Genomic DNA, 22831 nt, shown 5'->3' on the forward strand with positions numbered 1-22831 from the left:
GGGAAGCCCGATGACCCAGGGACGAACATCGACATCCGGATTTGGCTGGCCGCTGGCCCTGAGGCCCAGCCTGCTGCTGCTGGTGGTGCTGGCGCTGACCCTGCTCTCGCTGGGCAGCGCCCTGGCGGTGATCACTGCCAGCCATATGACCCGCGACCAGTACGGCCGCCTGCAGCAGCTCGAGCGCGAGCAGCAGCAGCTGCAGACCGAGTGGGGGCAGCTGCTGCTGGAGGAGAGTGCCTGGTCCTCGCCGGCGCGCATCGAGCGCCTGGCCATGGAGCGCCTCGAGATGCGCCTGCCCGATGTCGATGAGGTGGAGGTGATTCGCCCATGAGCAGCCGAGCGCGTAGCGGCGTCTCGCCGCGCCGTCCACCGCCCATGGCGCCCATGGGAGGGCTTCGCTACGGCCTCATGCTGGCCATCGTGCTGGTCGGCCTCGGCCTGCTGGTCGGGCGCGTGGTGATCCTGCACGTGGTGGACCGTCCCTTCCTGCAGGGGCAGGGGGACGCCCGGACGCTGCGCACCGACCCGATTCCCGCCCACCGCGGCATGATCAGCGACCGCAACGGCGAACCCCTGGCCATCTCCACCCCGGTGGTCACCCTCTGGGCCAACCCTCAGGACGTGCCGGAGGACCCCATCCAGCGCCTGCAGCTGGCCCGCGCCCTGGGCATGGAGCCCGACGACCTCGACGCACGCCTGGCGCGTTTCGCCTCCCGGGAGTTCATGTTCCTGCGCCGCCAGCTGACGCCACAGGCTGCCCAGCGCGTGCTCGATCTGCGCATCCCGGGGGTCTACCGCCAGGATGAGTACAAGCGCTACTACCCGGCGGGCGAGGTGACCGCCCAGCTGCTCGGCGTCACCAACGTCGACGACGTGGGCCAGGAGGGCCTCGAGCTCGCCTACCAGTTCTACCTGGCCGGCGAGCCGGGGCAGCGGCGCGTGCTCAAGGACCGTCGCGGGCGCCTGGTGCGCGACCTGGAGGTGCTGCGCGAGGCGCGCCCCGGCGGCGAGCTGACGCTTTCCATCGACCAGCGCCTGCAGTACATGGCCTATCGCGAGCTCAAGGCGGCGGTGGCCGAGCACAACGCCGACGGCGGCGTGGTGGTGATGATGGACGCCCGTACCGGCGAGGTGCTGGCCATGGCCAACCAGCCCTCCTACAACCCCAACAATCGCGCGGGCCTCGACCCCCGCGGTCTGCGCAACCAGGCCATCGTCGACGTCTTCGAGCCCGGCTCGGTGATGAAGCCGCTGGCCATGGCGGCGATCATGGAGAGCGGGGAATTTCCCCGGGATGTGGTGGTGGACACCTCGCCGGGCTGGATGCGCATCGACCGCTTCACCATTCGCGACATCCGCAACTACGGCAAGCTGGATCTCGCCGGCATTCTCGAGAAGTCCTCCAATATCGGCATGTCCCGGCTGGTGCTGGAGCTCGACGACCCTCTGGTGCCGGATCTCTATCGGCGCCTGGGCCTCGGCCAGAGCCCCGAGACCGGCTTTCCCGGCGAGTCCACCGGTACCCTGCCGGCGCCGGTACGCTGGTCGCGCAGCCAGTGGGCCGCGCTCTCCTACGGCTACGGCCTCTCCACGTCCGCCCTGCAGCTGGCCAGCGCCTACACCGCCATCGCCAACGGCGGCGAGCGCCTGCCGCCATCGCTGCTCAAGCTTCCCGAGCCGCCGCCGGGGGAGCCGGTGATCGACCGGGGGGTGGCCCATGACCTGCTGCGCATCATGGAGGAGTCGGTGCAGCCGACCACCGGGGCGCGGCGCGCCATGGTGCCGGGCTACCGGGTGGCCGGCAAGTCCGGCACGGTGCGCAAGACCGGGGCCGGGGGGTATGTGCGCGATGCCTATCGCAGCCTCTTCGCCGGCATTGCCCCGGTCTCCGACCCGCGCATCGTCACCGTGGTGATGATCGACCACCCCCGCGGCGACAGCTATTTCGGCGGCGCCGTGGCCGCCCCCGTCTTCTCCCGCGTCGTGGGCAGCGCCCTGCGCCTGCTCGACGTGCCGCCCGACCAGCGCAGCCGCTGAGGTACCGCCATGTTCGCTACCGCCCCATCCCGCCCCTGCCCCGCCCGAGGTGCCTTATGGAGCTGACCGGTCGCCACCTCCGTGACGTCCTGGCGCGACTCTGGCCCGACGCCGGTCCGCTGCCCGCCCTGGGTGACGCTGCCCTGCGGCTCTGTACCGACAGTCGCCAGGCGGCCCCGGATTCGGTCTTCGTGGCGGTGCCTGGCGTTTCTGCCGACGGCCGCGACTTCATTGCGGCGGCGCTGGCGGCGGGAGCCTGCGCCGTGCTCTGCCATGCCGGCGACGGGCACGCCGCCCCCGAGGATCCGCGGGTCGTCATGCTGCCCGGCCTGCGCCAGCGCCTCGGCGAGCTGGGCCGAGAGCTCTTCGCCGTGCCCGAGTCCCTTGCGCTGATCGGGGTCACCGGCACCAACGGCAAAAGCTCGGTGACCCACTACGTTGCCGAGCTGAGCGAGGCCCTGGGGGTGCCGGCGGGGCTGGTGGGGACCCTGGGCCACGGGCGGCTTGGCGCCCTGCACGACGCTGGGCTGACCACGCCGGGACCCCTGGCGCTGCAGGCGGCGCTGGGCGAGCTGGCCGGCGAGGGCGTGCAGCGGGTGGCCATGGAGGTCTCCTCCCACGCGCTGGAGCAGGGGCGCCTGGATGGCTGCCGGCTCGCCGCGGCGGTCTTCACCAACCTGACCCGGGACCATCTCGACTACCACGGCAGCATGGCGGCCTACGCGGCGGCCAAGGCCAGGCTCTTTCGCCGTGAGGAGCTCCGGCTTGCCGTGGTCAACGCCGATGACTCCCTGGCCCGGCTGATGCTGGCTGGCCTCCCCGGTGGTCAAGAGGGACGGGTGCGGGTGCTGGCCACCGGGCAGGGCGAGGCGGTGACCTTCCGGGTCGTCGACTGGCACCCCCACGCCGCGGGGCAGCGCGCCCTGGTGGCCACTCCCGAGGGAGAGCGGGTGCTGGAGACCTCGCTGCTCGGTCGCTTCAATCTGGACAACCTGCTGCTGGCCATCGCCACCCTCCATGGCCTGGGCCACGGCATCGGCGAGCTCTTCGAGGCGGCCGCCGGGCTTGCCCCGGTGCCCGGGCGCATGGAGGCGCTGGTGCGTCCCGGCGCGCCCACCGTGGTCATCGACTATGCCCACACCCCCGACGCCCTGGACAATGCCCTGGCCGCCCTGCGCGACCACCGCCCGATGGATGGCCGCCTCTGGTGCCTGTTCGGCTGCGGCGGCGACCGCGACCCCGGCAAGCGTGCCCTGATGGCCGCCGCCGCCGAGCGCCACGCCGACCGCCTGGTGGTCACCGACGACAATCCACGCGGCGAGGAGCCGGCGGCGATTCGCGCGGCGGTGCTCGCCGGGCTCTCCGGCGGTGCGCGCCGCCAGGCGCTGGAGATCGCTGGGCGCGGAGCGGCGATCGCCCGGGTGCTGGCTGATGCCGACGCCGAGGATGTGGTGCTGATCGCCGGCAAGGGCCACGAGGCCTACCAGGAGGTGGCCGGGGTTCGCCACCCCTTCTCCGACCTGGCCGAGGCCGAGCGCGCCCTGGCCGCCCGGGCAGGCCGAGACGGGGAGGAGGGCGCATGAGCCGCTGTGGATTGACCCGTCTGGCCGAGGTGGCCGAGGCCCTTGGCCTGGCGGCGCCGACCCACGACCTGCAGGTGGGAGCGATCGTCACCGATACCCGGCAGCTGGCGCCGGGCAGCCTCTTCGTGGCTCTGCGCGGCGAACGCTTCGACGCCCACGACTTCCTCGGCAAGGCCCGGGAGGGCGGCGCCGTGGCGGCGCTGGTCGAGGCCGGCGCCATGGTTGGCAGGGCTCGCCCGGAGGGCCTGGCGCTGCTCGAGGTGGCCGACACCCGCCTGGCGCTGGGGCTGCTGGGCCGGGCCCGGCGCCGCGCCTGGGGTGGCCCCCTGGCGGCGGTCACCGGCAACAGCGGCAAGACCACGGTCAAGGAGCTGCTGGCTGCGCTGCTGGGGCAGATGGGGCCGACCCTGGCCACCCGGGGCAACCTCAACAACGACTTCGGCGCCCCGCTGACGCTGCTCGAGCTCTCCCCCGAGCACCGCCAGGCGGTGGTGGAGCTGGGTGCCAACCACCTGGGCGAGATCGCCTGGACCAGCGTGCTGGCCGAGCCCGGGGTGGCGGTGATCACCAACGTCACCGCCGCCCACGTGGGAGAGTTCGGCGGCATGGGGCAGATTGCCCAGGCCAAGGGCGAGATACTGGCCGGTCTGCCGGCCGACGGCGTCGCGGTGCTCAACCGCGATGACGCCTACTTTGCCATCTGGGCACGGCTCGCCGCGCCCCGGGAGGTACGCGACTTCGGCCTCGACCCCCGGGCCCGGGTCACCGCCCGGGCGCTGGCCTGCGATGACCTGGGGCGCTATGCTTTCACGCTTGTCGCGGACGGCGTCGAGCTCGGGCGGGTGCGGCTCGACCTGCTGGGGCGCCATAACGTGGTCAATGCCCTGGCGGCCGCGGCGGCCGCCCTGGCCATGGGGCTCGCCCCCGAGCGGATCGTGGCGGGCCTCTCCGGCGTCGCGCCCATGCCGGGCCGGCTCGCCATCGTGGCCGGCGTCAACGGCTCGCGGCTGCTGGATGATACCTATAATTCCAACCCCGGTGCGGTGAGGGCGGCCCTCGAACTGCTCGCCACGCTGCCCGGCCCGCGCTGGTGCCTGCTGGGTGCCATGGGTGAACTGGGGGAGGCGTCCGAGCGGCTGCATGCCGAGATCGGAGACTACGCACGGGAACTGGGGATCGACTTCCTCGGCACCTGCGGTGAGGCGGCCCGGGCCGCTTCCCGCGCCTTCGGGGCAGGCGGGTGCCACTTCGACGAGCGCGAGGCGCTGTCGCGCCACGCCCTCAACCATCTTCCGCCCGGGGCCAGCGTGCTGGTCAAGGGGTCGCGCAGTGCCGCCATGGAGCAGGTGGTGGCGGTGCTGCGTCGGGATCGATCAAGGTGAACGCAATACATGCTGCTCTATCTGGCTGAGTTACTGGCGCAACGCTTCAGCGCCTTCAATGTCTTCAACTACCTGACCCTGCGCATGATCCTGGGGACGCTCACGGCCCTGGTGCTCTGCCTGTGGCTGGGGCCGGTGATGATCCGCCGGCTGGTCGAGCGCCAGATCGGCCAGGCGGTGCGCGATGACGGACCCCAGACCCATCTCTCCAAGGCGGGCACGCCCACCATGGGCGGGGCCATGATCCTGATGGCCATCGCCGTCAGCACCCTGCTGTGGGGGGATCTCGGCAACCACTACGTCTGGATCGTGCTGGGGGTCACCCTGGGCTTCGGTGCCATCGGCTGGGTGGACGACTACCGCAAGGTGGTGGAGAAGAATCCCCGGGGCCTGCCGGCGCGCTGGAAGTACCTCTGGCAGTCGGTGATCGGCCTGGCCGCCGCCGTGCTGCTCTATGCCACCGCCGCTTCGCCGGTGGAGACCAGCCTGATCGTGCCGCTGTTCAAGGACGTGGTGCTGCCCATGGGGGTCTTCTTTATCGTGCTGACCTACTTCGTGATCGTGGGCAGCTCCAACGCGGTGAACCTCACCGATGGCCTGGACGGCCTCGCCATCATGCCGACCGTCCTGGTGGCCATGGGCCTGGCGGTCTTCGCCTACGCCAGCGGCAACGCCGTCTTCGCCAACTACCTGCAGATCCCCTTCATCCCCGGTTCCGGCGAGCTGGCGGTCTTCTGCGCCACCATCGCCGGTGCGGGTCTGGGCTTTCTGTGGTTCAACACCTACCCGGCCCAGGTCTTCATGGGCGACGTGGGGGCCCTGGCCCTGGGGGCGGCCCTGGGCGTGGTGGCGGTGATCGTGCGCCAGGAGATCGTGCTCTTCATCATGGGCGGGATCTTCGTCATGGAGACCGTCTCGGTGATCCTCCAGGTGGGCTCCTACAAGCTCACCGGGCGCCGTATCTTCCGCATGGCACCGCTGCACCACCACTACGAGCTCAAGGGCTGGCCGGAGCCGCGGGTCATCGTGCGTTTCTGGATCATCACCGTGGTCCTGGTACTGATCGGCCTGGCGACCCTCAAGGTGCGCTGAGCGAGGGCCCCACGCGAGCAAGGAGCAGGATATGGTCAAGGTGCCGAAAGGCGTCACCCTGGTGGTCGGGCTCGGCATTTCCGGGCGCGCCATCTGCCGACACCTCGAGCGGCAGAGGGTGGCCTACATGGTGGCCGATACCCGCGCCGTACCGCCGGGCATGGATGATTTCCACGCCGCCCATCCGGGAGTGGCGATCCACTGCGGTCCGCTGACCGCCCTCGACCTCTCCGAGGTGGAGGAGGTGGTGGTGAGTCCGGGCGTCGACCCGCGCACCCCGGGCCTGGACGCCCTGGCCGGGCGCCTTCGCGAGGCGACCGGCGAGCCGCTGGTGATCGGCGAGATCGCACTGTTCGTTCGCGCCGCCCGGGCGCCCATCGCGGCGATTACCGGCTCCAACGCCAAGTCTACCGTGACCACCCTGGTGGGCGAGATGGCCGTCGAGGCCGGTCGTCGCGTGGCGGTGGGCGGCAACCTGGGGACCCCGGCCCTGGACCTGCTCGCCGACGAGCCCGACGCCGACTTCTACGTGCTGGAGCTCTCCAGCTTCCAGCTCGAGACCACGCCGCGTCTGGGTGCCGAGAGCGTGGCCTTCCTCAACCTCTCCGAGGACCACCTGGACCGCCATGGCAACATGGCCGGCTATCGGGAGGCCAAGGGGGCCATCTTCCGCGGCGCCCGCCACGCCGTGGTCAACGCCGAGGATCCCAACACCTGGCCGGAAGAGCGACTGCCCTTCCAGGACAGCTTCACCACCCGGGCCCCCGAAGCGGGGGAGTGGGGCATCGGCCGCCACCGGGACGCCGACTGGCTGATGCACGGCGACACCCCGCTGATGCCCGCCGCCGAGGTGCGCCTGGCCGGCCGTCACAACCAGGCCAATGCCCTGGCGGCGCTGGCCATGGGGCGTCGGCTGGGCCTGCCCATGGAATCGATGTGCCGGGTGCTGCGTCGCTTCCCGGGGCTCCCCCACCGCGGTGAGCTGGTGGCCGAGGTGGGCGGGGTGCGCTGGATTAACGACTCCAAGGGCACCAACGTGGGGGCCACCCTGGCCGCCATCGCCGGCCTCGGCCCGACCCTGGCGGGCCGCCTGATCCTGCTGGCCGGCGGCGTCGGCAAGGGCGCCGACTTCACTCCCCTGGCCGAGCCCCTGGCCCGCTATGGTCGTGAGGCGATCCTCTTCGGCCTCGACGCCGAGCGCCTGGCGCGGACTCTGCGCGGGCGGCTGCCGATCACCGAGGTGGAGGAGCTCTCCCAGGCCATGGCCCGGGCCGCCGAGATCGCCGAGCCCGGCGACTGCGTGCTGCTCTCCCCGGCCTGCGCCAGCCTGGACCAGTTCGCCAACTACCAGGAGCGCGGCGAGGTGTTTCGGCGCTGGGTGCGCCGCCATCTGGGGCAGGAGGCGACATGAAGCGGCCCTCTCGGCTCTCCCGGCTCCGCGAGCGGCTCTCCACCCGGGACCAGCCCTTCGACGGCTGGCTGGTGGTAGCCGCCCTGTCGCTGATGCTGATCGGCTGGGTGATGGTGACCTCGGCGTCGTCGGAAGTGGCCGCGAGCCTTACCGGTAACCCCTGGTACTTCAGCATCCGCCACGCCATCTTCCTGGTGGTGGCGCTGGGGGCGGCCGCCTTCGCCCTGCGCGTGCCCCTGGCCTGGTGGAAGGTCAACGGTCCCCTGCTGCTGCTGCTGGGCATCGGCCTGCTGATCCTGGTGCTGCTGGTGGGGCGCGAGATCAACGGCAGCAAGCGCTGGATCTCGATCCCGGGGGTGCCCTTCAACCTCCAGGCCTCCGAGGTGGCCAAGTTCTGCCTGATCGTCTACGTGGCCGGCTACCTGGAGCGCTTCCTGCCCCAGGTGCGCCGCGAGCTGGGCGCCTTCCTGCGTCCGCTGCTGGTGGTGGGCATCATGGCGCTGCTGCTGATTCGCGCCCCCGACTACGGCGCGGCGGTGGTGATGATCGCCTGCGTCATGGGCATGCTGCTGATGGCCGGTGCTCCCTGGGGCCGCTTCGTGGTGCTCCTGGGGGCTGTGGGGCTGCTGGGCTTCTATGTGGCCATTGCCGAGCCCTACCGCCTGGCGCGCATCACCAGCTTCGCCGATCCCTGGGCGGACCAGTTTGCCAGCGGCTACCAGCTGACCCAGGCGCTGATCGCCTTCGGCCGGGGCAGCTGGCTGGGCATGGGGCTCGGCAACAGCGTGCAGAAGCTCTTCTACCTGCCCGAGGCCCACACCGACTTCGTCTTTGCGGTGCTTGCCGAGGAGCTGGGTCTGTTCGGGGCGGTGGGCGTCATCGGGCTCTTCGCCCTGCTGGTGTGGCGGGCCATGGCGGTGGGGCGCCGGGCCGAGCTGGCCCGGCTCCCCTTTGCCGCCTATCTCAGCTACGGGATCGCCCTGGTGATCGGCGCCCAGGCCTTCATCAATATTGCGGTGAGCAGCGGCATGCTGCCCACCAAGGGGCTGACCCTGCCGCTGCTCAGCTATGGCGGCTCGAGCCTGCTGGTCAGCGCCGTGATGATGGCGCTGCTGCTGCGTGCCGATATCGAGACCCGTCAGGCGGTGCGCCGGGCAAGCCCCGCGGCGCCGCGCTCCAGTGGCGCACCGGGGCGGCCAAACCCTCAACCCGAAGGAGTCGCCAAGTGAGCAAGCGACCGGGACGCCGCGTCCTGATCATGGCCGGAGGCACCGGCGGCCACGTCATTCCGGCCCTCTCCCTGGCCCGCGGCCTCGCCGCCGAGGGGGTGGAGGTGGCCTGGCTGGGCAGCCCTCGCGGCATCGAGAACCGCCTGGTGCCCGAGGCGGGCCTTCCCCTCCATCGCATCGCGGTGTCCGGCCTGCGCGGTAACGGTGCCGCCGGCTGGCTGCTGGCGCCGCTCAACCTGACCCGGGCGGTCTGGCAGGCGCGGCGGGTGATCCGCGAGTTCGACCCCCAGCTGGTGGTGGGGCTCGGCGGCTTCGCCAGCGGCCCCGGCGGCCTGGCCGCCTGGCTGGGGCGCCGCCCGCTGGTGATCCACGAGCAGAACGCCGTGGCGGGGCTCACCAACCGGGCGCTGTCACGGCTGGCGCGCCGCGTCTACGCGGCCTTTCCCCAGGCCTTCGGCAGCCGCGGCGAGGTGATCGGCAACCCGGTGCGCGCCGAGATCGCCGCGCTTGGCGAGGCGCCGCACACGGCCGCGGCGATGCGTGGCCGGCGCCTGCGGCTGCTGGTGGTGGGGGGCTCCCTGGGCGCCCAGGCGCTCAACGAGCGCCTGCCCGAGGCGCTCGCGCTGCTGTCCCCCGAGGCGCGTCCCGAGGTGCGCCACCAGGCCGGGCGCGACAAGGACGCTGCCACCCGCCAGGCCTATGCCGACCATGGCGTGCCAGCCGAGGTGACCCCCTTTATCGATGACATGGCAGAGGCCTACGGCTGGGCCGACCTGGTGGTCTGCCGGGCCGGCGCCCTGACCGTGGCGGAACTCGCCGCCGCGGCGAGGCCGGCGCTCTTCGTGCCCTTTCCCTTTGCGGTGGACGACCACCAGACTGCCAACGCTCGGGCGCTGGTGGAGGAGGGCGCCGCCGAGCTGCTGCCCCAGACAGAACTCGATGCGGCGACGCTGGCCGAGCGGCTGGCGGCGCTGCTGGACCCCGACACTCTCGCCACCATGGCCGCGCGGGCGCGTGCCTGTGCGCACCTCGACGCCGTCGAGCGCCTGGTGGCCGGCTGCATGGAGACAGGTTTTGAGCGATAGCACCTCACGGCCGGTTCCCGGCCAGTCCACCCCTCCCGAGCGGGGGCTGGGCATGCGCCGGATTCGGCAGATTCACTTCGTGGGCATCGGCGGCGCCGGCATGTGCGGCATCGCCGAGGTCCTGTCCAACCAGGGCTATGCCGTCAGCGGCAGCGACCTGAAGGCATCGGCGGTGGTGGCGCGGCTGCGCCAGTGCGGTATCACGGTGGCCATCGGTCACGCCGCCGAGCATGTGGCCGGCGCCGACGTGGTGGTGGTCTCCACCGCGGTGGATGAGTCCAATCCGGAGATCGCCTGGGCGAGGGAACACCGCGTGCCGGTGGTGCGCCGCGCCGAAATGCTCGCCGAGCTGATGCGCTTCCGCCACGGCATCGCCGTGGCCGGCACCCACGGCAAGACCACCACCACCAGCCTGACCGCGACCCTGCTCGGCGAGGGGGGGCTCGACCCCACCTTCGTGATCGGCGGGCGACTGACCAGCGCCGGCACCAACGCCCGGCTGGGGGAGGGCGACTACCTGGTGGCCGAGGCCGATGAGTCGGACGCCTCCTTCCTGCACCTGCAGCCCATGGTCTCCATCGTCACCAATATCGATGCCGACCATATGGCCACCTACGGCGGCGACTTCGAGAAACTCAAGACCACCTTCCTCGAGTTCCTGCACAACCTGCCGTTCTATGGGCTGGCGATCCTCTGTATCGACGATGACAATGTGCGTGGCCTGCTCGACCGAGTGCACCGCCAGTTCATCACCTACGGCTTCAGCGAGGACGCCGACTACCGCATCACCGATTTCGCCCAGGAGGGCGGCGAGATCCGCTTCACTGCCCACCGTCCGGGCGGCCTGGCGCCGCTGCCGGTGCGCCTGGCCATGCCCGGTCGCCACAACGCCCTGAACGCCCTGGCGGCCATCGCCGTGGCCAGCGATGCCGGCGTCGACGATGACGCCATCCTGCGTGGCCTGGCCGGCTTCCAGGGAGTGGGGCGACGCTTCCAGGTCCAGGGCCACTTCCCGGCGCCGAGCGGCGAGGGCGAGGTGATGCTAGTGGACGACTACGGCCACCATCCCCGCGAAGTGGAGATGGTGATCCGGGCGGTGCGCGCCGGCTGGCCGGAGCGGCGCCTGGTGATGCTCTACCAGCCCCATCGCTATTCGCGCACCCGGGATCTCTATGAGGACTTCGTGCGGGTGCTCTCCGGCGTCGATACCCTGCTGCTGCTGGACGTCTACAGCGCCGGGGAGGCGACGATCCCCGGCGCCGAGGGGCGCACCCTGGCCGGCTCCATCCGCCAGCGCGGCGAGGTGGACCCTATCTTCGTGCAGGAGAAGAGTGAGCTTGCCGGCCTGCTGGCCCGGGTGCTGCGCCCGGGCGATATCCTGATCACCCAGGGCGCCGGCGACGTGGGCGGGATCTCCCAGGCGCTGGCCGATGCGGCCCTGATGCTCGACGAGGTGACCCTATGAGCCTGGTGAACGATCTGGGCCGCGTGGCCGTGATCTACGGCGGCAGCTCCGCCGAGCGCGAGGTCTCCCTGAAGAGCGGGGCGGCGGTGCTGGCCGCCCTCCAGCAGGCAGGCGTGGATGCCATCGGCTATGACCCCGCCGAGGGGGGGCTGGTGGGGCTCGAGGCCCTGGCGCCGGACCGCGTCTTCATCGCCCTGCATGGCCGCGGCGGCGAGGATGGCACCCTTCAGGGGGCCCTGGAGCTGCTCGGCATCCCCTACACCGGCAGCGGCGTGCTCGCCTCGGCCCTGGGCATGGACAAGCAGCGGACCAAGCTGGTGTGGCAGGCACTCGGCCTGCCCACGCCGGAATCGGTGATGCTCGAGGCCGGCGCCGACTGGGCGGCGGTGGTGGCGCGCCTCGGCCTGCCGTTGATCGTCAAGCCGGTCCACGAGGGGTCGACCCTGGGGATCAGCATCGTCCACAGCGCCGAGGCGCTGGCGGCGGCCTACCATGAGGCGGCTCGTTTCGATGCCAGGGTGATGGCCGAACGCTTCGTCGAAGGTGAGGAATATACCGTGTCGCTGCTCGGCGACGCGGTGCTGCCTGCGATCCGCGTCGAGGTGCCCGGGGGCTTCTACGACTACGAGGCCAAGTACCTCTCCGATACCACCCGCTATCACCTGCCCTGCGGGCTCGGCGACGCCGAGGAGGCCGAGCTGGGCGAGCTCTGTCACCGCGCCTTCGAGGCGGTGGGCGCCGAGGGGTGGGGCCGGGTCGATGTGATGCGTGATCGCGAGGGGCGTTTCTGGCTGATCGAGATCAACACCTCGCCGGGCATGACCGACCACAGCCTGGTGCCCCAGGCCGCGGCCCACGCCGGTATCGACTTCGAGGCCCTGGTGCTGCGCATCCTGGCGGCCACCCTGGAGGCGCGCCCGGCATGACGCGACGGGGGGGCTGGCTGGGTGTCCTGCTGCTGCTGGTGCTGTTCGGCGCCGGCGGTCGAGCCCTGTGGCTGTGGCTCGACCGCCCCATCGAGCGGGTCTCCATCGGCGGCGAGTTCACCCACGTCAATGCCGACTACTTGCGCGACGAGCTGGCGCCGCTGATCCGCGGTCGTTCCTGGCTCTCGGTCAACGTGGCCGAGCTGCGCGAGGAGGCGCTGGCGATCGAGTGGATCGCCGAGGCGCGGGTCACCCGGGAGTGGCCCAATGCGCTGACCTTCGAGCTGACGGAGCAGGTGCCGGTGGCGCGCTGGAACGACGACTATCTGCTCAATCCCCAAGGGGAGCCCTTCGCCTTCGGAGCGGTGTCGCCGCCCGGCGACCTGCCGGACCTCGCCGGTCCCCTCGGCAGCGGTGCCGAGGTGCTGGCCTACCACGAGCGACTGGCCACGCGCTTCGGGGCCATGGGCCTGGAGCTCTCCCAGCTTCGGCTCGAGCCCCGCGGCGCCTGGCGCTTCCAGCTCGACGACGGCGTCTGGGTGATGCTGGGGCGCAGCGATCGCGAGGCGAGGCTGGCACGGCTGGCGGCGGCCTGGCAGCGTCAGCTCGGCTCCCAGGCGTCGCACATCCGCTACATCGATCTGCGATACCCCAACGGGGTAGCCGTTGCCTGGCATGGCGAGACCGAGCCGGGAGAGGAGGATCCAGCGGAGGAGGGCTGAGACCTTTTTCCGAGCAAAGGCGCATGCCCAAGGGCATGCGCCTGTTTCTTTTGCGGCAAAATCGCCGTATCGTGAAAGGTGATTTTCGCTCCGGGGTGGAGGATCAACTCGAGTTGTCCCTATAATTGACCCCAGGTTCATTTTTCATGATGCATGGCCCCTGGCGGGCCAGGTTCGAGGAGAGTTCCCGACTCATGGCAGGTCCTTCCAACGCGTCCAATATGGTAGTCGGGCTGGATATCGGAACGTCCAAGGTCGTGGCGATCGTGGGGCAGCCCACCGACGATGGCGGCATCGAGATCGCCGGTATCGGCTCGCACCCCTCCCGCGGCATGAAGAAGGGCGTGGTGATTAATATCGAATCCACGGTGCAGTCGATCCAGCGCGCCGTGGAGGAGGCCGAGCTGATGGCCGGCTGCGATATTCACTCCGTCTATGTCGGCGTGGCCGGCAGCCACATCAGCTCCATGAACTCCGATGGCGTGGTGGCGATCAAGGAGCGGGAAGTGACCCCCTCCGATATCGACCGGGTCATCGATTCGGCCCGCGCCCGGGCGATCTCCGAGGGGCAGCGTGTGCTCCATGTGCTGCCCCAGGAGTTCGCCATCGATACCCAGGGCGGCATTCGCGAGCCGCTGGGCATGTCCGGGGTGCGCCTGGAGGCGCGTGTGCACCTGGTGACGGCGGCGCTCAACGCCGTGCAGAACATCGAGAAGTGCGTGCGCCGCTGCGGCCTCGAGGTCGACGCCATCATCCTCGAGCAGCTCGCCTCCAGCATGGCGGTGCTCACCGAGGACGAACGCGAGCTGGGGGTCTGCATGGTGGACATCGGCGGCGGCACCACCGATATCGCCGTCTTCACCGAGGGGGCGATTCGCCATACCTCCGTGATCCCCATCGCCGGTGACCAGGTCACCAACGATATCGCCATGGCCCTGCGCACGCCGACCCAGCACGCCGAGGAGATCAAGGTCAAGTACGCCTGCGCCCTGACCCAGCTGGCCGCCAGCGACGAGCTGATCAAGGTACCCAGCGTCGGCGACCGGCCGGCCCGGGACCTCTCTCGCCAGGCGCTGGCCGAGGTGGTGGAGCCCCGCTACGAGGAGCTCTTCACCCTGGTGCGTGACGAGCTGCGCCGCAGCGGCTACGAGGACCTGGTGGCGGCTGGCGTGGTCTTGACCGGCGGCACCGCCCGGATGGAAGGGGTCGTGGAGCTGGCCGAGGAGATCTTCCACATGCCGGTGCGCATCGCTTGCCCGCAGAACGTGCGCGGCCTGGCCGATGTGGTGCGCAACCCGATTTATTCGACCGGGGTCGGTTTGCTACATTACGCTCTGCAGGAGACCCGGCAGGGTCACGGTCGACAGGCACAGGGCAGCGTGATGCCGGTCCAGGCGCGGCGCGAAGACGCCGGCCGGCGCGGCTTCAGGGAAGGCATACCGGCGCTGGCAAGGCTCAAGGGCTGGTTGAAAGGAAATTTCTGACAGGGTCGCCGCGGCGATCCAGGAGACGGGGCAAATGTTTGAACTGGTAGATAGCGCACCCTCAAGCAGCGCGGTCATCAAGGTGATCGGCGTCGGCGGCGGCGGCGGCAACGCCGTCAACCACATGGTCGAGAGCAACATCGAGGGCGTGGAGTTCATCTGCGCCAACACCGATGCCCAGGCGCTCAAGCGAGTCTCGGCCAAGACCGTGCTCCAGCTCGGCAACGAGATCACCAAGGGGCTCGGCGCCGGCGCCAACCCCGAGGTGGGGCGTCAGGCCGCCATGGAGGACCGCGAGCGCATTGCCGAGCTGCTCAACGGTGCCGACATGGTGTTCATCACCGCCGGCATGGGCGGTGGCACCGGCACCGGCGGCGCTCCGGTGGTGGCCCAGGTGGCCAAGGAGCTCGGCATCCTCACCGTGGCGGTGGTGACCCGTCCCTTCCCCTTCGAGGGCCCCAAGCGCATGCGTGCCGCCGAGGAGGGCATGCGTGAGCTCTCCGAGCACGTCGACTCCCTGATCACCATCCCCAACGAGAAGCTGCTCTCGGTGCTTGGCAAGAGTGCCAGCCTGCTGACCGCCTTCAGCGCCGCTAATGACGTGCTGCTGGGCGCCGTCCAGGGCATTGCCGAGCTGATCACCAGCCCCGGCATCATCAACGTCGACTTCGCCGACGTGCGCACCGTGATGTCCGAGATGGGCATGGCGATGATGGGCTCCGGCAGTGCCGTGGGCGAGAATCGCGCCCGGGAAGCCGCCGAGAAGGCCATCCGCAGCCCGCTGCTCGAGGACGTCGACCTCCACGGCGCCCGGGGCATCCTGGTCAACATCACTGCCGGCCCGGACCTCTCCATCGGCGAGTTCAACGATGTGGGTGCCACCGTCCAGGAGTTCGCCTCCCAGGACGCCACCATCGTGGTGGGTACCTCCATCGACATGGAGATGAGCGACGAGCTGCGCGTCACCGTGGTGGCGGCAGGCCTCGACGGTCGTCAGCAGACCAAGGCCGCGACGCGAGAGCCGGCCAAGCGTGCCGAGAGCGCCTCCGACTATCGTCGCATGTCGCAGCAGCCGGCCGTGGCGCGTCAGCAGGCCACCCGTGCCGCCGCCGAGCCGGAGGAGGCCGCCAGGCCGCGCAGCGAGAAGCGTCGCTCCCAGGAGCTCGACGACTACCTGGATATTCCGGCCTTCCTGCGCCGCCAGGCCGATTGAGACGCACTATCGAGCCCATTGGCCGTGCCGGGCGAGGTTTCTTTGTTGAAACGCCCGTTCGGTGTTATAGTGAACAGTGTTTGATAACCCGATAACAGCCTGGCCACAGCCCATGATCAGACAACGCACCCTGAAGAACGTCATCCGCGCCACCGGCGTCGGCCTGCACTCCGGCAAGAAGGTCTACATGACCCTGCGTCCGGCGCCCGTGGATACCGGTATCGTCTTCGTGCGCACCGATCTGGATCCCGAGGTGCAGATCCCCGCCCAGGCCGATAACGTCACCGACACTACCCTCTGCACGGCGCTCTCCGCCGGCGGCGCCAAGGTGGCCACGGTCGAGCATCTGATGTCGGCCCTGGCCGGCCTCGGTATCGATAACGCCTATGTCGACCTCAGCGCCGCCGAGGTGCCGATCATGGACGGCAGCGCGGGCCCCTTCGTCTTCCTGATCCAGTCCGCCGGCATCAGCGAGCAGAATGCGCCCAAGAAGTTCATCCGCATCAAGCGGGAGATCACGGTGCGGGACGGCGACAAGGAAGCCACCTTCCGCCCCCATCAGGGCTTCAAGGTCGCCTTCGCCATCGACTTCGACCATCCGGTCTTCGAGGGGCAGACCCAGACCGCCATGGTGGATTTCTCCACCACCTCCTTCGTCAAGGAGGTCTCCCGGGCGCGCACCTTCGGCTTCATGCGCGACCTGGAGTACCTGCGCTCCAACAACCTGGCCCTGGGCGGCAGCCTCGACAACGCCATCGTGGTGGACGACTACCGCATCGTCAACGAGGGCGGCCTGCGCTACGACGACGAGTTCGTCAAGCACAAGGTGCTCGATGCCATCGGCGACCTCTACCAGCTTGGCCACAGCCTGATCGGTGAGTTCCACGGGGTGAAGTCGGGCCATGCCCTCAACAACCAGCTCTGTCGCGCCCTGATGGCCCAGCCCGACGCCTACGAGATTGTCACCTTCGAGGAGGAGGCCGCCGCGGCGCCTATCTCCTACGCGGCCCCGGCCATGGCCTGACCCTCCCGGGCCATGCCCGGAGCCTCAAGCTACAAGCTTCAACAGAGACGCCCCCGCAGCAGCGCTGCGAGGGCGTCTCTCGTTGGCTGGGCTGACTCTGCTGTCTGCCATCTTCGGGCGAGCCCGGGCGGCTTCTTAGGGGTTGCGCTCTGCGTGGGCGGCCAGACGCTGCAGTGCCGCCTTGAGGCGGGGGTCCCGGGTATCCTCGGCGCAGCTGGTCAGCTCGTCGGCCGCCTGGGCGGGCAGGTGGCGCACCTGGCGCAGCGGCGCCTTGACCGGCCGCACCGGGCGTACCTTGAGGGTGAATCCGGTTACCGCCTCGAAGCCGGGGAGCTGGTGCAGCAGCTCGAGCAGGCGAGGCTGCTCGTAGCGCAGCCGGGTCAGCCAGATGGCGCGGTCGGTGATCAGCGTCAGGCGTCCATCACGAAAGCCGCCCACGAAGAGATGCTCGGCGACCTCGCCGGGCAGCTGGTCGCGCAGGTGCTGCTGGGCCCGCTCGATCAGCCGCGCGGTGCGCATCAGCGAGCCGAGCTCGCCGCGGCCGTCCAGCAGGCGGGTCATGGGCTGGGCGCGGAAGCGCTTAGCCTTTATACTCATGGGCTTGTTTCTCGGGGCCTTGTGGCGTTACGCCGGGGAACCTCATTCACATGTCTCTGCGCCGGGCACTGATGCCCGGAAGCCTAGCACGCTCGGGAGTCCATCGACAGCATGCCCCCCCGCACCCAGCATGATGATGCGAAGGCGTCCGCCGCCATGAGCCGGCGGCGAACGCCGCGCTGGTGGCTGGCCGGCCTGCTGGTGGGGTGCCTGCTGCCGGCGGGGCTGGTGCAGGGGGAGCCGCTGCGCCAGGCCGAGCGTCTGGTGCAGGTGTGTATCCTGGCGCCGGCGCTGATCCGGGCCAGTTCGCGCCTGCAGGCCCGCCGCCGGGCGCGCCGTGCCTGGCCGCTGCCGCCGCGGCTTATCGCGATGCCGCGGCCCTGCGGGCTGCGCTGGCCGTCGCCGGGCGCGCGTCGTCTGACCGCCGCCCATGACGTCCTGACCCGCCGAGGTCCGCCCGCTGCGTGGGCAATTTGAACGCTTCTCCGACCGCCAGCGGCGGCCGGTAACCTGTCACACGCAGAGACTGGACCCCTTTCATGATCAATTCCCTGTTACGCAAGGTCGTCGGCTCCAAGAACGACCGTGAAGTCAAGCGCATGAGTCGCCTCGTCGAGCGCATCACCGCCCTGGAACCTGCGCTGGAAGCCCTGGACGATGCCGCCCTCAGGGCCCGCACCGAGGAGCTCCGTGGGCGCCTTGAGGCCGGTGAGCGCCTCGACGACCTGCTGGGCGAGGCCTTCGCCACCGTGCGCGAGGCCGGCAAGCGGGTCATGGGCATGCGCCACTTCGACGTGCAGATGATCGGCGGCATGACCCTCAACAGCGGCCGCATCGCCGAGATGAAGACCGGCGAGGGCAAGACCCTGGTGGCGACCCTGGCCGTCTATCTCAACGCCCTCCCCGGCAAGGGCGTGCACGTGGTCACGGTGAACGACTACCTGGCCAGCCGCGACGCCGAATGGATGCGCCCCCTCTACGAATTCCTCGGTCTCTCCGTCGGCGTGATCCGCGCCGGCCAGAGCAGCGAGGAGAAGCGGGCGGCCTATGAGTGCGATATCACCTACGGCACCAACAACGAGTTCGGCTTCGACTACCTGCGCGACAACATGGCCTTCTCGCTGGAGGATAAGGTGCAGCGCGGGCTCCATTTCGCCATCGTCGACGAGGTGGACTCCATCCTGATCGACGAGGCGAGAACGCCGCTGATCATCTCCGGCGCCGTGGACGAGAACACCGAGCTCTACCAGGTGGTCGACCGCCTGGCCAAGGAGCTTACGGCCTGCGAGGACCCCGAGGACCCGGCCAGCGGCGACTTCCTGCTCGACGAGAAGCACAAGCAGGTGGAGGTCACCGAGACCGGCCACCACAAGGTCGAGGCGCTGATGCGCAGCGAGGGCCTGCTGGGGGAGGAGGACTCCCTCTACGCCGCCCAGAACCTTAACCTGCTGCAGCATATGCATTCGGCGCTGCGCGCCCGCCACCTCTACCATCGCGACGTGGACTATATCGTCGCCGAGGGCCAGGTGGTGATCGTCGACGAGCACACCGGGCGCACCATGCCCGGCCGGCGCTGGTCCGAGGGGCTGCACCAGGCGGTGGAGGCCAAGGAGGGGGTGCCCGTGCAGCGGGAGAGCCAGACGCTGGCCTCCACCACCTTCCAGAACTACTTCCGCCTCTACGACAAGCTGGCCGGCATGACCGGGACCGCCGACACCGAGGCTTTCGAGTTCCGCCAGATCTACGGCCTCGACGTGGTGGTGATTCCCACCAACAAGCCGCTGATTCGCCGCGACCTCAACGACCTGGTCTATCTGACCGCCGAGGAGAAGTTCGAGGCGATCATCAAGGACGTGCAGGCGGAGACCGAGGCCGGCCGTCCGGTGCTGGTGGGTACCGCCTCCATCGAGACCTCCGAGTACCTGGCCGGGCTGATGAAGCAGGCGGGAATCGCCTTCAATGTGCTCAACGCCAAGCAGCACCAGAGCGAGGCGGAGATCATCGCCCAGGCGGGTCGCCCCGGCGCCGTGACCATCGCCACCAACATGGCCGGTCGCGGCACCGACATCATGCTCGGCGGCAACTGGGAGGCCGAGGCGGCCAAGCTGCAGGACCCGAGCCCCGAGCAGCTCGAGCGGCTCAAGGCCGAGTGGCAGGCGCGCCACGATGCCGTGCTGGCCGCCGGCGGCCTGCACGTGATCGGCTCCGAGCGCCACGAGTCGCGGCGCATCGACAACCAGCTGCGCGGCCGTGCCGGCCGTCAGGGCGATCCGGGCTCCACGCGTTTCTTCCTCTCCCTGGAGGACAGCCTGATGCGCCTGTTCGGCTCCGACCGGGTGCAGCGCATGATGAAGGCCCTGGGCCTGGAGCGCGGCGAGGCGATCGAGCACAAGATGGTCTCCAACGCCGTGGAGCGCGCCCAGAAGAAGGTGGAGAGCCGCAACTTCGATATCCGCAAGCAGCTCCTCGAATACGACGATGTGGCCAACGATCAGCGTCGGGTGATCTACGAGCAGCGCAACGAGATCCTCGCCGCCGAGGAGGTGGCCCAGGCGGTGGCCGGCATCCGGGAAGAGGTCCTGGAACTCGCTATCAGCGATTTTGTGCCCCCCCAGAGCCTGCCCGAGCAGTGGGACCTCGCCGGGCTCCAGGACCACCTCAGGACCGAGTTCAATCTCGAGGTCCCGGTGGTGCAGTGGGCCGAGGAGGACGAGCGCTTCCACGAGGAGCAGCTGCGCGAGCGCCTGCACGCCCTGCACCGCGAGGCCTACGAGGCCAAGGTGGAGCAGGCCGGCGAGGCGCTGATGCGTCGCTTCGAGAAGCAGGTGATGCTCCAGGTGCTCGACACCCGCTGGAAGGAGCACCTGCAGTCCATGGACCACCTGCGTCGCGGGATCCATCTGCGCGGCTACGCCCAGAAGAATCCCAAGCAGGAGTACAAGCGCGAATCCTTCGAGCTGTTCCAGACCCTGCTGGCCAATATCAAGAGCGACGTGACCCGCATTCTGAGCCACGTGCAGGTACGCCGCCCCGAGGAGGTCGAGGAGCTGGAGCAGCAGCGCCGCGCGGCCCTGGAGCGCGAGAAGGCGTCGGCGGCCAGCCGCCACGATGCGCCGGAGGCGCCCGCCGCCGGCACCGCGGACGCCGAGGCGCCGCTGCCGCCCGGTGCCGACGGCCGCCCGCTGCGCCGCGAGGGCCCCAAGGTAGGGCGCAACGACCCCTGTACCTGCGGCTCCGGCAAGAAGTACAAGCAGTGCTGTGGCAAGCTGAGCTGATCGGCGCCGCCGCCAACCTGACAGGAGAGAAGACGATGGCAGTGGGTGAAGCAAGCTTTCCCGAGATGCCGGCCATTCCCGGCGTGCGCCTGGGCAGCGCCATGGCGGGTATCAAGAAGGCCAACCGCCGCGACCTGGTGGTGATCGAAGCGCCGGAAGGCGCCCGCGTCGCGGGCGCCTTCACCCGCAACGCCTTCTGTGCCGCCCCGGTCACCGTGGCCCGGGAGCACCTGGCCAGCGGCGAGGCCGCGCGCTATCTGGTGATCAATACCGGCAACGCCAATGCCGGCACCGGCGAGGTGGGCCTGCGCGATGCGCGGGCCACCTGCGCCGAGCTGGCTCGGCTGGCCGGCGTGGCCGGCGAGGCCGTGCTGCCCTTCTCCACCGGGGTGATCGGCGAGACGCTGCCCATGGAGACGCTGCTGGCGGGGCTGCCGGCGGCGCTGGCCGCCCTGGAGGAGGGGAGCCAGGCCTGGCATCAGGCCGCCGAGGGGATCCTCACCACCGATACCCGCCCCAAGGGGGCCAGCGTGACCCTGGCGCTGGGCGAGGAGACGGTGACCATCAACGGCATCGCCAAGGGCTCTGGCATGATCAAGCCCAATATGGCGACCATGCTGGCCTTCGTGGCCACCGACGCCTCCCTCGACCAGGCGCTGCTCGACGAGCTGCTGCGTGAGACGGTGGAGCGCTCCTTCAACTGCATCACCGTGGACGGCGACACCTCCACCAACGACGCCTGCGTGCTGATCAGCACCCAGCGCGGCGCCCGGATCGAGAGCGACGAGGCCGTTGCGGTGTTTCGCAACGGCCTGCAGCGGGTGATGACCGAGCTGGCCCAGGCGATCATCCGCGACGGCGAGGGGGCGACCAAGTTCGTCACCCTCCAGGTGGGCGGTGCCCGGACCCGGCGGGAGGCCCTGGACGTGGCCTTTACCGTGGCCCACTCGCCGCTGGTCAAGACCGCGCTCTACGCCTCCGATGCCAACTGGGGGCGCATCCTGGCCGCCGTGGGCCGTGCGCCGGTGGCGGACTTCGATGTCTCGAGGGTCGCCATCGATCTCGGCGAGGTGCGCCTGGTGGAGGCCGGAGGCCGTGCCTCCGGCTATACCGAGGAGGCCGGCAGCGCGGTGATGGCCAGGGAGGAGATCCCCATCCGCATCGAGCTGGGGCGCGGCGAGGAGAGCGCGACGGTATGGACCACCGACCTCTCCCATGAGTATGTGAGCATCAACGCCGACTATCGCAGCTGAGCCGCTGCGGTGGGGCAACCGCCAGACACAGAATTTCGCGCCCCCGGCGCGGACCAGTTGGAAAGGTAAATGAACGCAATGGTGAAGAGAAGGGTGCACGTGGCGGCCGCCGCCATCATCAGCGCCGACGGCGGGGAGGTGCTGATCGCCCGCCGGCCGAGCAACGTCGACCACGGTGGCCTCTGGGAGTTTCCCGGCGGCAAGCTGGCGCCCTACGAGACGGGCCTCGGGGGGCTCAAGCGCGAGCTGCTCGAGGAGCTGGGGGTGGAGATACAGCGGGCCCAGCCGCTGATCCGTATCCACCACGAGTACCCCGACAAGCATATCCTGCTCGACGTCTGGCAGGTCCACGACTTCTCCGGCGAGCCCTTCGGTCGCGAAGGGCAGGCGGTGCGCTGGGTGCCCATGGCGGAACTGGTCAACTATCCCTTCCCGGCGGCCAACCTGCCGATCCTGCGGGCCGTGGCGCTGCCCACCGAGTACCTGATCACCGGTGAGGAGGAGGATGAGGGCCTCTTCCAGCAGCGTCTCGAGCGTGCTCTGGTGGAGGACGGCGTGCGCCTGGTGCAGCTGCGCGCCAAGGAGCTCGACGAGGCGGCCTTCCTGGCCCGGGCCGAGGCATCCCTGGGCCTGTGTCGTCAGCACGGCGCCCGCCTGCTGCTCAACGCCGAGCCCGAACTGCTGGAGCGCGTCGATGCCGACGGTATCCACCTGACCAGCGAACGCCTGATGCGCCTCGAGCGGCGCCCCATCGCCGAGGGCAAGTGGCTCTCCGCCTCGACCCATGACCGAGAGCAGCTGGTTCAGGCCGGCAAGCTGGGCTGTGACTTCGTGACCCTCTCGCCGCTGCGCACCACGCCCTCCCACCCCGAGGTGGCGCCCATGGGCTGGCACGACTTCCAGGAGCTGGTGGAGCGCGCCGCCATGCCGGTCTTTGCCCTGGGGGGCATGACGCGTCATGACGCCAACCACGCCCGGGCCGTGGGCGCCCAGGGGATCGCCTCGATCCGCGACTTCTGGAAATAGCGGCACGGCGAACGCCCGATAAAC

General features: G+C 70.1%; 19 protein-coding genes. 18 read left to right on the forward strand and 1 reads right to left on the reverse strand.

All coding sequences use genetic code 11. From position 1 onward, the window contains the following. The first annotated feature begins 10 nt into the window (after positions 1-10). The 14 genes from ftsL to lpxC all read left to right on the forward strand — a co-directional run bounded on the left by ftsL (position 11) and on the right by lpxC (position 16656). Complete coding sequence (gene ftsL / locus ACRYRV_RS13720; protein ID WP_253443762.1) at positions 11-334, forward strand: cell division protein FtsL; 324 nt, start codon at positions 11-13, stop codon at positions 332-334. Continuing rightward, positions 331-2040 (forward strand): peptidoglycan D,D-transpeptidase FtsI family protein, encoded by a 1710-nt coding sequence (locus ACRYRV_RS13725; protein WP_253443759.1) that lies wholly within the window; start codon positions 331-333, stop codon positions 2038-2040. The genes ftsL and ACRYRV_RS13725 overlap by 4 nt, the downstream gene beginning before the upstream one ends. Positions 2041-2096: 56 nt before the next feature. Beyond that, positions 2097-3623 carry a UDP-N-acetylmuramoyl-L-alanyl-D-glutamate--2,6-diaminopimelate ligase gene (locus ACRYRV_RS13730; RefSeq protein WP_444984758.1) on the forward strand — a complete coding sequence of 509 codons (1527 nt, stop codon included), beginning with the start codon at positions 2097-2099 and terminating at the stop codon, positions 3621-3623. Continuing rightward, positions 3620-5005: a UDP-N-acetylmuramoyl-tripeptide--D-alanyl-D-alanine ligase gene (locus tag ACRYRV_RS13735; RefSeq protein WP_444984757.1), complete on the forward strand. Its 1386-nt coding sequence runs from the start codon at positions 3620-3622 to the stop codon at positions 5003-5005. The genes ACRYRV_RS13730 and ACRYRV_RS13735 overlap by 4 nt, the downstream gene beginning before the upstream one ends. A gap of 9 nt (positions 5006-5014) precedes the next feature. After that, positions 5015-6097 carry a phospho-N-acetylmuramoyl-pentapeptide-transferase gene (gene mraY, locus ACRYRV_RS13740; RefSeq protein WP_253443750.1) on the forward strand — a complete coding sequence of 361 codons (1083 nt, stop codon included), beginning with the start codon at positions 5015-5017 and terminating at the stop codon, positions 6095-6097. A 31-nt stretch (positions 6098-6128) separates the two neighbouring features. Beyond that, positions 6129-7508 (forward strand): UDP-N-acetylmuramoyl-L-alanine--D-glutamate ligase, encoded by a 1380-nt coding sequence (gene murD / locus ACRYRV_RS13745; RefSeq protein ID WP_444984756.1) that lies wholly within the window; start codon positions 6129-6131, stop codon positions 7506-7508. Continuing rightward, positions 7505-8737 (forward strand): putative lipid II flippase FtsW, encoded by a 1233-nt coding sequence (gene ftsW, locus ACRYRV_RS13750; protein WP_444984755.1) that lies wholly within the window; start codon positions 7505-7507, stop codon positions 8735-8737. The genes murD and ftsW overlap by 4 nt, the downstream gene beginning before the upstream one ends. Before the next feature lie 29 nt (positions 8738-8766). After that, positions 8767-9822 (forward strand): undecaprenyldiphospho-muramoylpentapeptide beta-N-acetylglucosaminyltransferase, encoded by a 1056-nt coding sequence (murG, locus tag ACRYRV_RS13755; protein ID WP_444986274.1) that lies wholly within the window; start codon positions 8767-8769, stop codon positions 9820-9822. A gap of 52 nt (positions 9823-9874) precedes the next feature. Further along, positions 9875-11287, forward strand: coding sequence for a UDP-N-acetylmuramate--L-alanine ligase (gene murC / locus ACRYRV_RS13760; RefSeq protein WP_253452177.1), 1413 nt, complete (start codon positions 9875-9877; stop codon positions 11285-11287). Beyond that, entirely contained in the window at positions 11284-12213 is a 930-nt protein-coding gene (locus tag ACRYRV_RS13765) for a D-alanine--D-alanine ligase (protein ID WP_253443741.1), read from the forward strand. The genes murC and ACRYRV_RS13765 overlap by 4 nt, the downstream gene beginning before the upstream one ends. Beyond that, on the forward strand, positions 12210-12935 hold the full coding sequence (locus tag ACRYRV_RS13770) for a cell division protein FtsQ/DivIB (RefSeq protein WP_253443738.1): 726 nt from the start codon (positions 12210-12212) through the stop codon (positions 12933-12935). Before ACRYRV_RS13765 ends, ACRYRV_RS13770 begins: the two co-directional genes overlap by 4 nt. A 194-nt stretch (positions 12936-13129) precedes the next feature. After that, positions 13130-14419: a cell division protein FtsA gene (gene ftsA, locus ACRYRV_RS13775; RefSeq protein WP_253443735.1), complete on the forward strand. Its 1290-nt coding sequence runs from the start codon at positions 13130-13132 to the stop codon at positions 14417-14419. Between the two features lie 34 nt (positions 14420-14453). Continuing rightward, positions 14454-15632 (forward strand): cell division protein FtsZ, encoded by a 1179-nt coding sequence (gene ftsZ / locus ACRYRV_RS13780; protein ID WP_253443732.1) that lies wholly within the window; start codon positions 14454-14456, stop codon positions 15630-15632. A 112-nt stretch (positions 15633-15744) separates the two neighbouring features. Next, positions 15745-16656, forward strand: coding sequence for a UDP-3-O-acyl-N-acetylglucosamine deacetylase (gene lpxC, locus ACRYRV_RS13785; RefSeq protein ID WP_253443729.1), 912 nt, complete (start codon positions 15745-15747; stop codon positions 16654-16656). Between the two features lie 135 nt (positions 16657-16791). Here the strand turns inward: lpxC and ACRYRV_RS13790 are convergent, their stop codons facing one another. After that, entirely contained in the window at positions 16792-17253 is a 462-nt protein-coding gene (locus ACRYRV_RS13790; RefSeq protein WP_309635600.1) for a DUF721 domain-containing protein, read from the reverse strand. A gap of 156 nt (positions 17254-17409) precedes the next feature. On the opposite strand from ACRYRV_RS13790, the gene ACRYRV_RS13795 reads away from it, so the two are divergent. The 4 genes from ACRYRV_RS13795 (at position 17410) to ACRYRV_RS13810 (ending at position 22807) form a co-directional block, all read left to right on the forward strand. Further along, positions 17410-17730 carry a hypothetical protein gene (locus ACRYRV_RS13795; protein ID WP_445005900.1) on the forward strand — a complete coding sequence of 107 codons (321 nt, stop codon included), beginning with the start codon at positions 17410-17412 and terminating at the stop codon, positions 17728-17730. Between the two features lie 62 nt (positions 17731-17792). Further along, complete coding sequence (secA, locus tag ACRYRV_RS13800; protein ID WP_444984752.1) at positions 17793-20528, forward strand: preprotein translocase subunit SecA; 2736 nt, start codon at positions 17793-17795, stop codon at positions 20526-20528. A 35-nt stretch (positions 20529-20563) separates the two neighbouring features. Then, positions 20564-21781 carry a bifunctional glutamate N-acetyltransferase/amino-acid acetyltransferase ArgJ gene (gene argJ, locus ACRYRV_RS13805; RefSeq protein WP_444986272.1) on the forward strand — a complete coding sequence of 406 codons (1218 nt, stop codon included), beginning with the start codon at positions 20564-20566 and terminating at the stop codon, positions 21779-21781. A gap of 78 nt (positions 21782-21859) precedes the next feature. Beyond that, the gene (locus ACRYRV_RS13810; protein ID WP_444986270.1) at positions 21860-22807 is read left to right on the forward strand and encodes a Nudix family hydrolase; all 948 of its coding nucleotides are present in this window, start codon (positions 21860-21862) and stop codon (positions 22805-22807) included. Positions 22808-22831: the final 24 nt, after the last annotated feature.

It is taken from the genome of Halomonas mongoliensis (assembly GCF_052496345.1).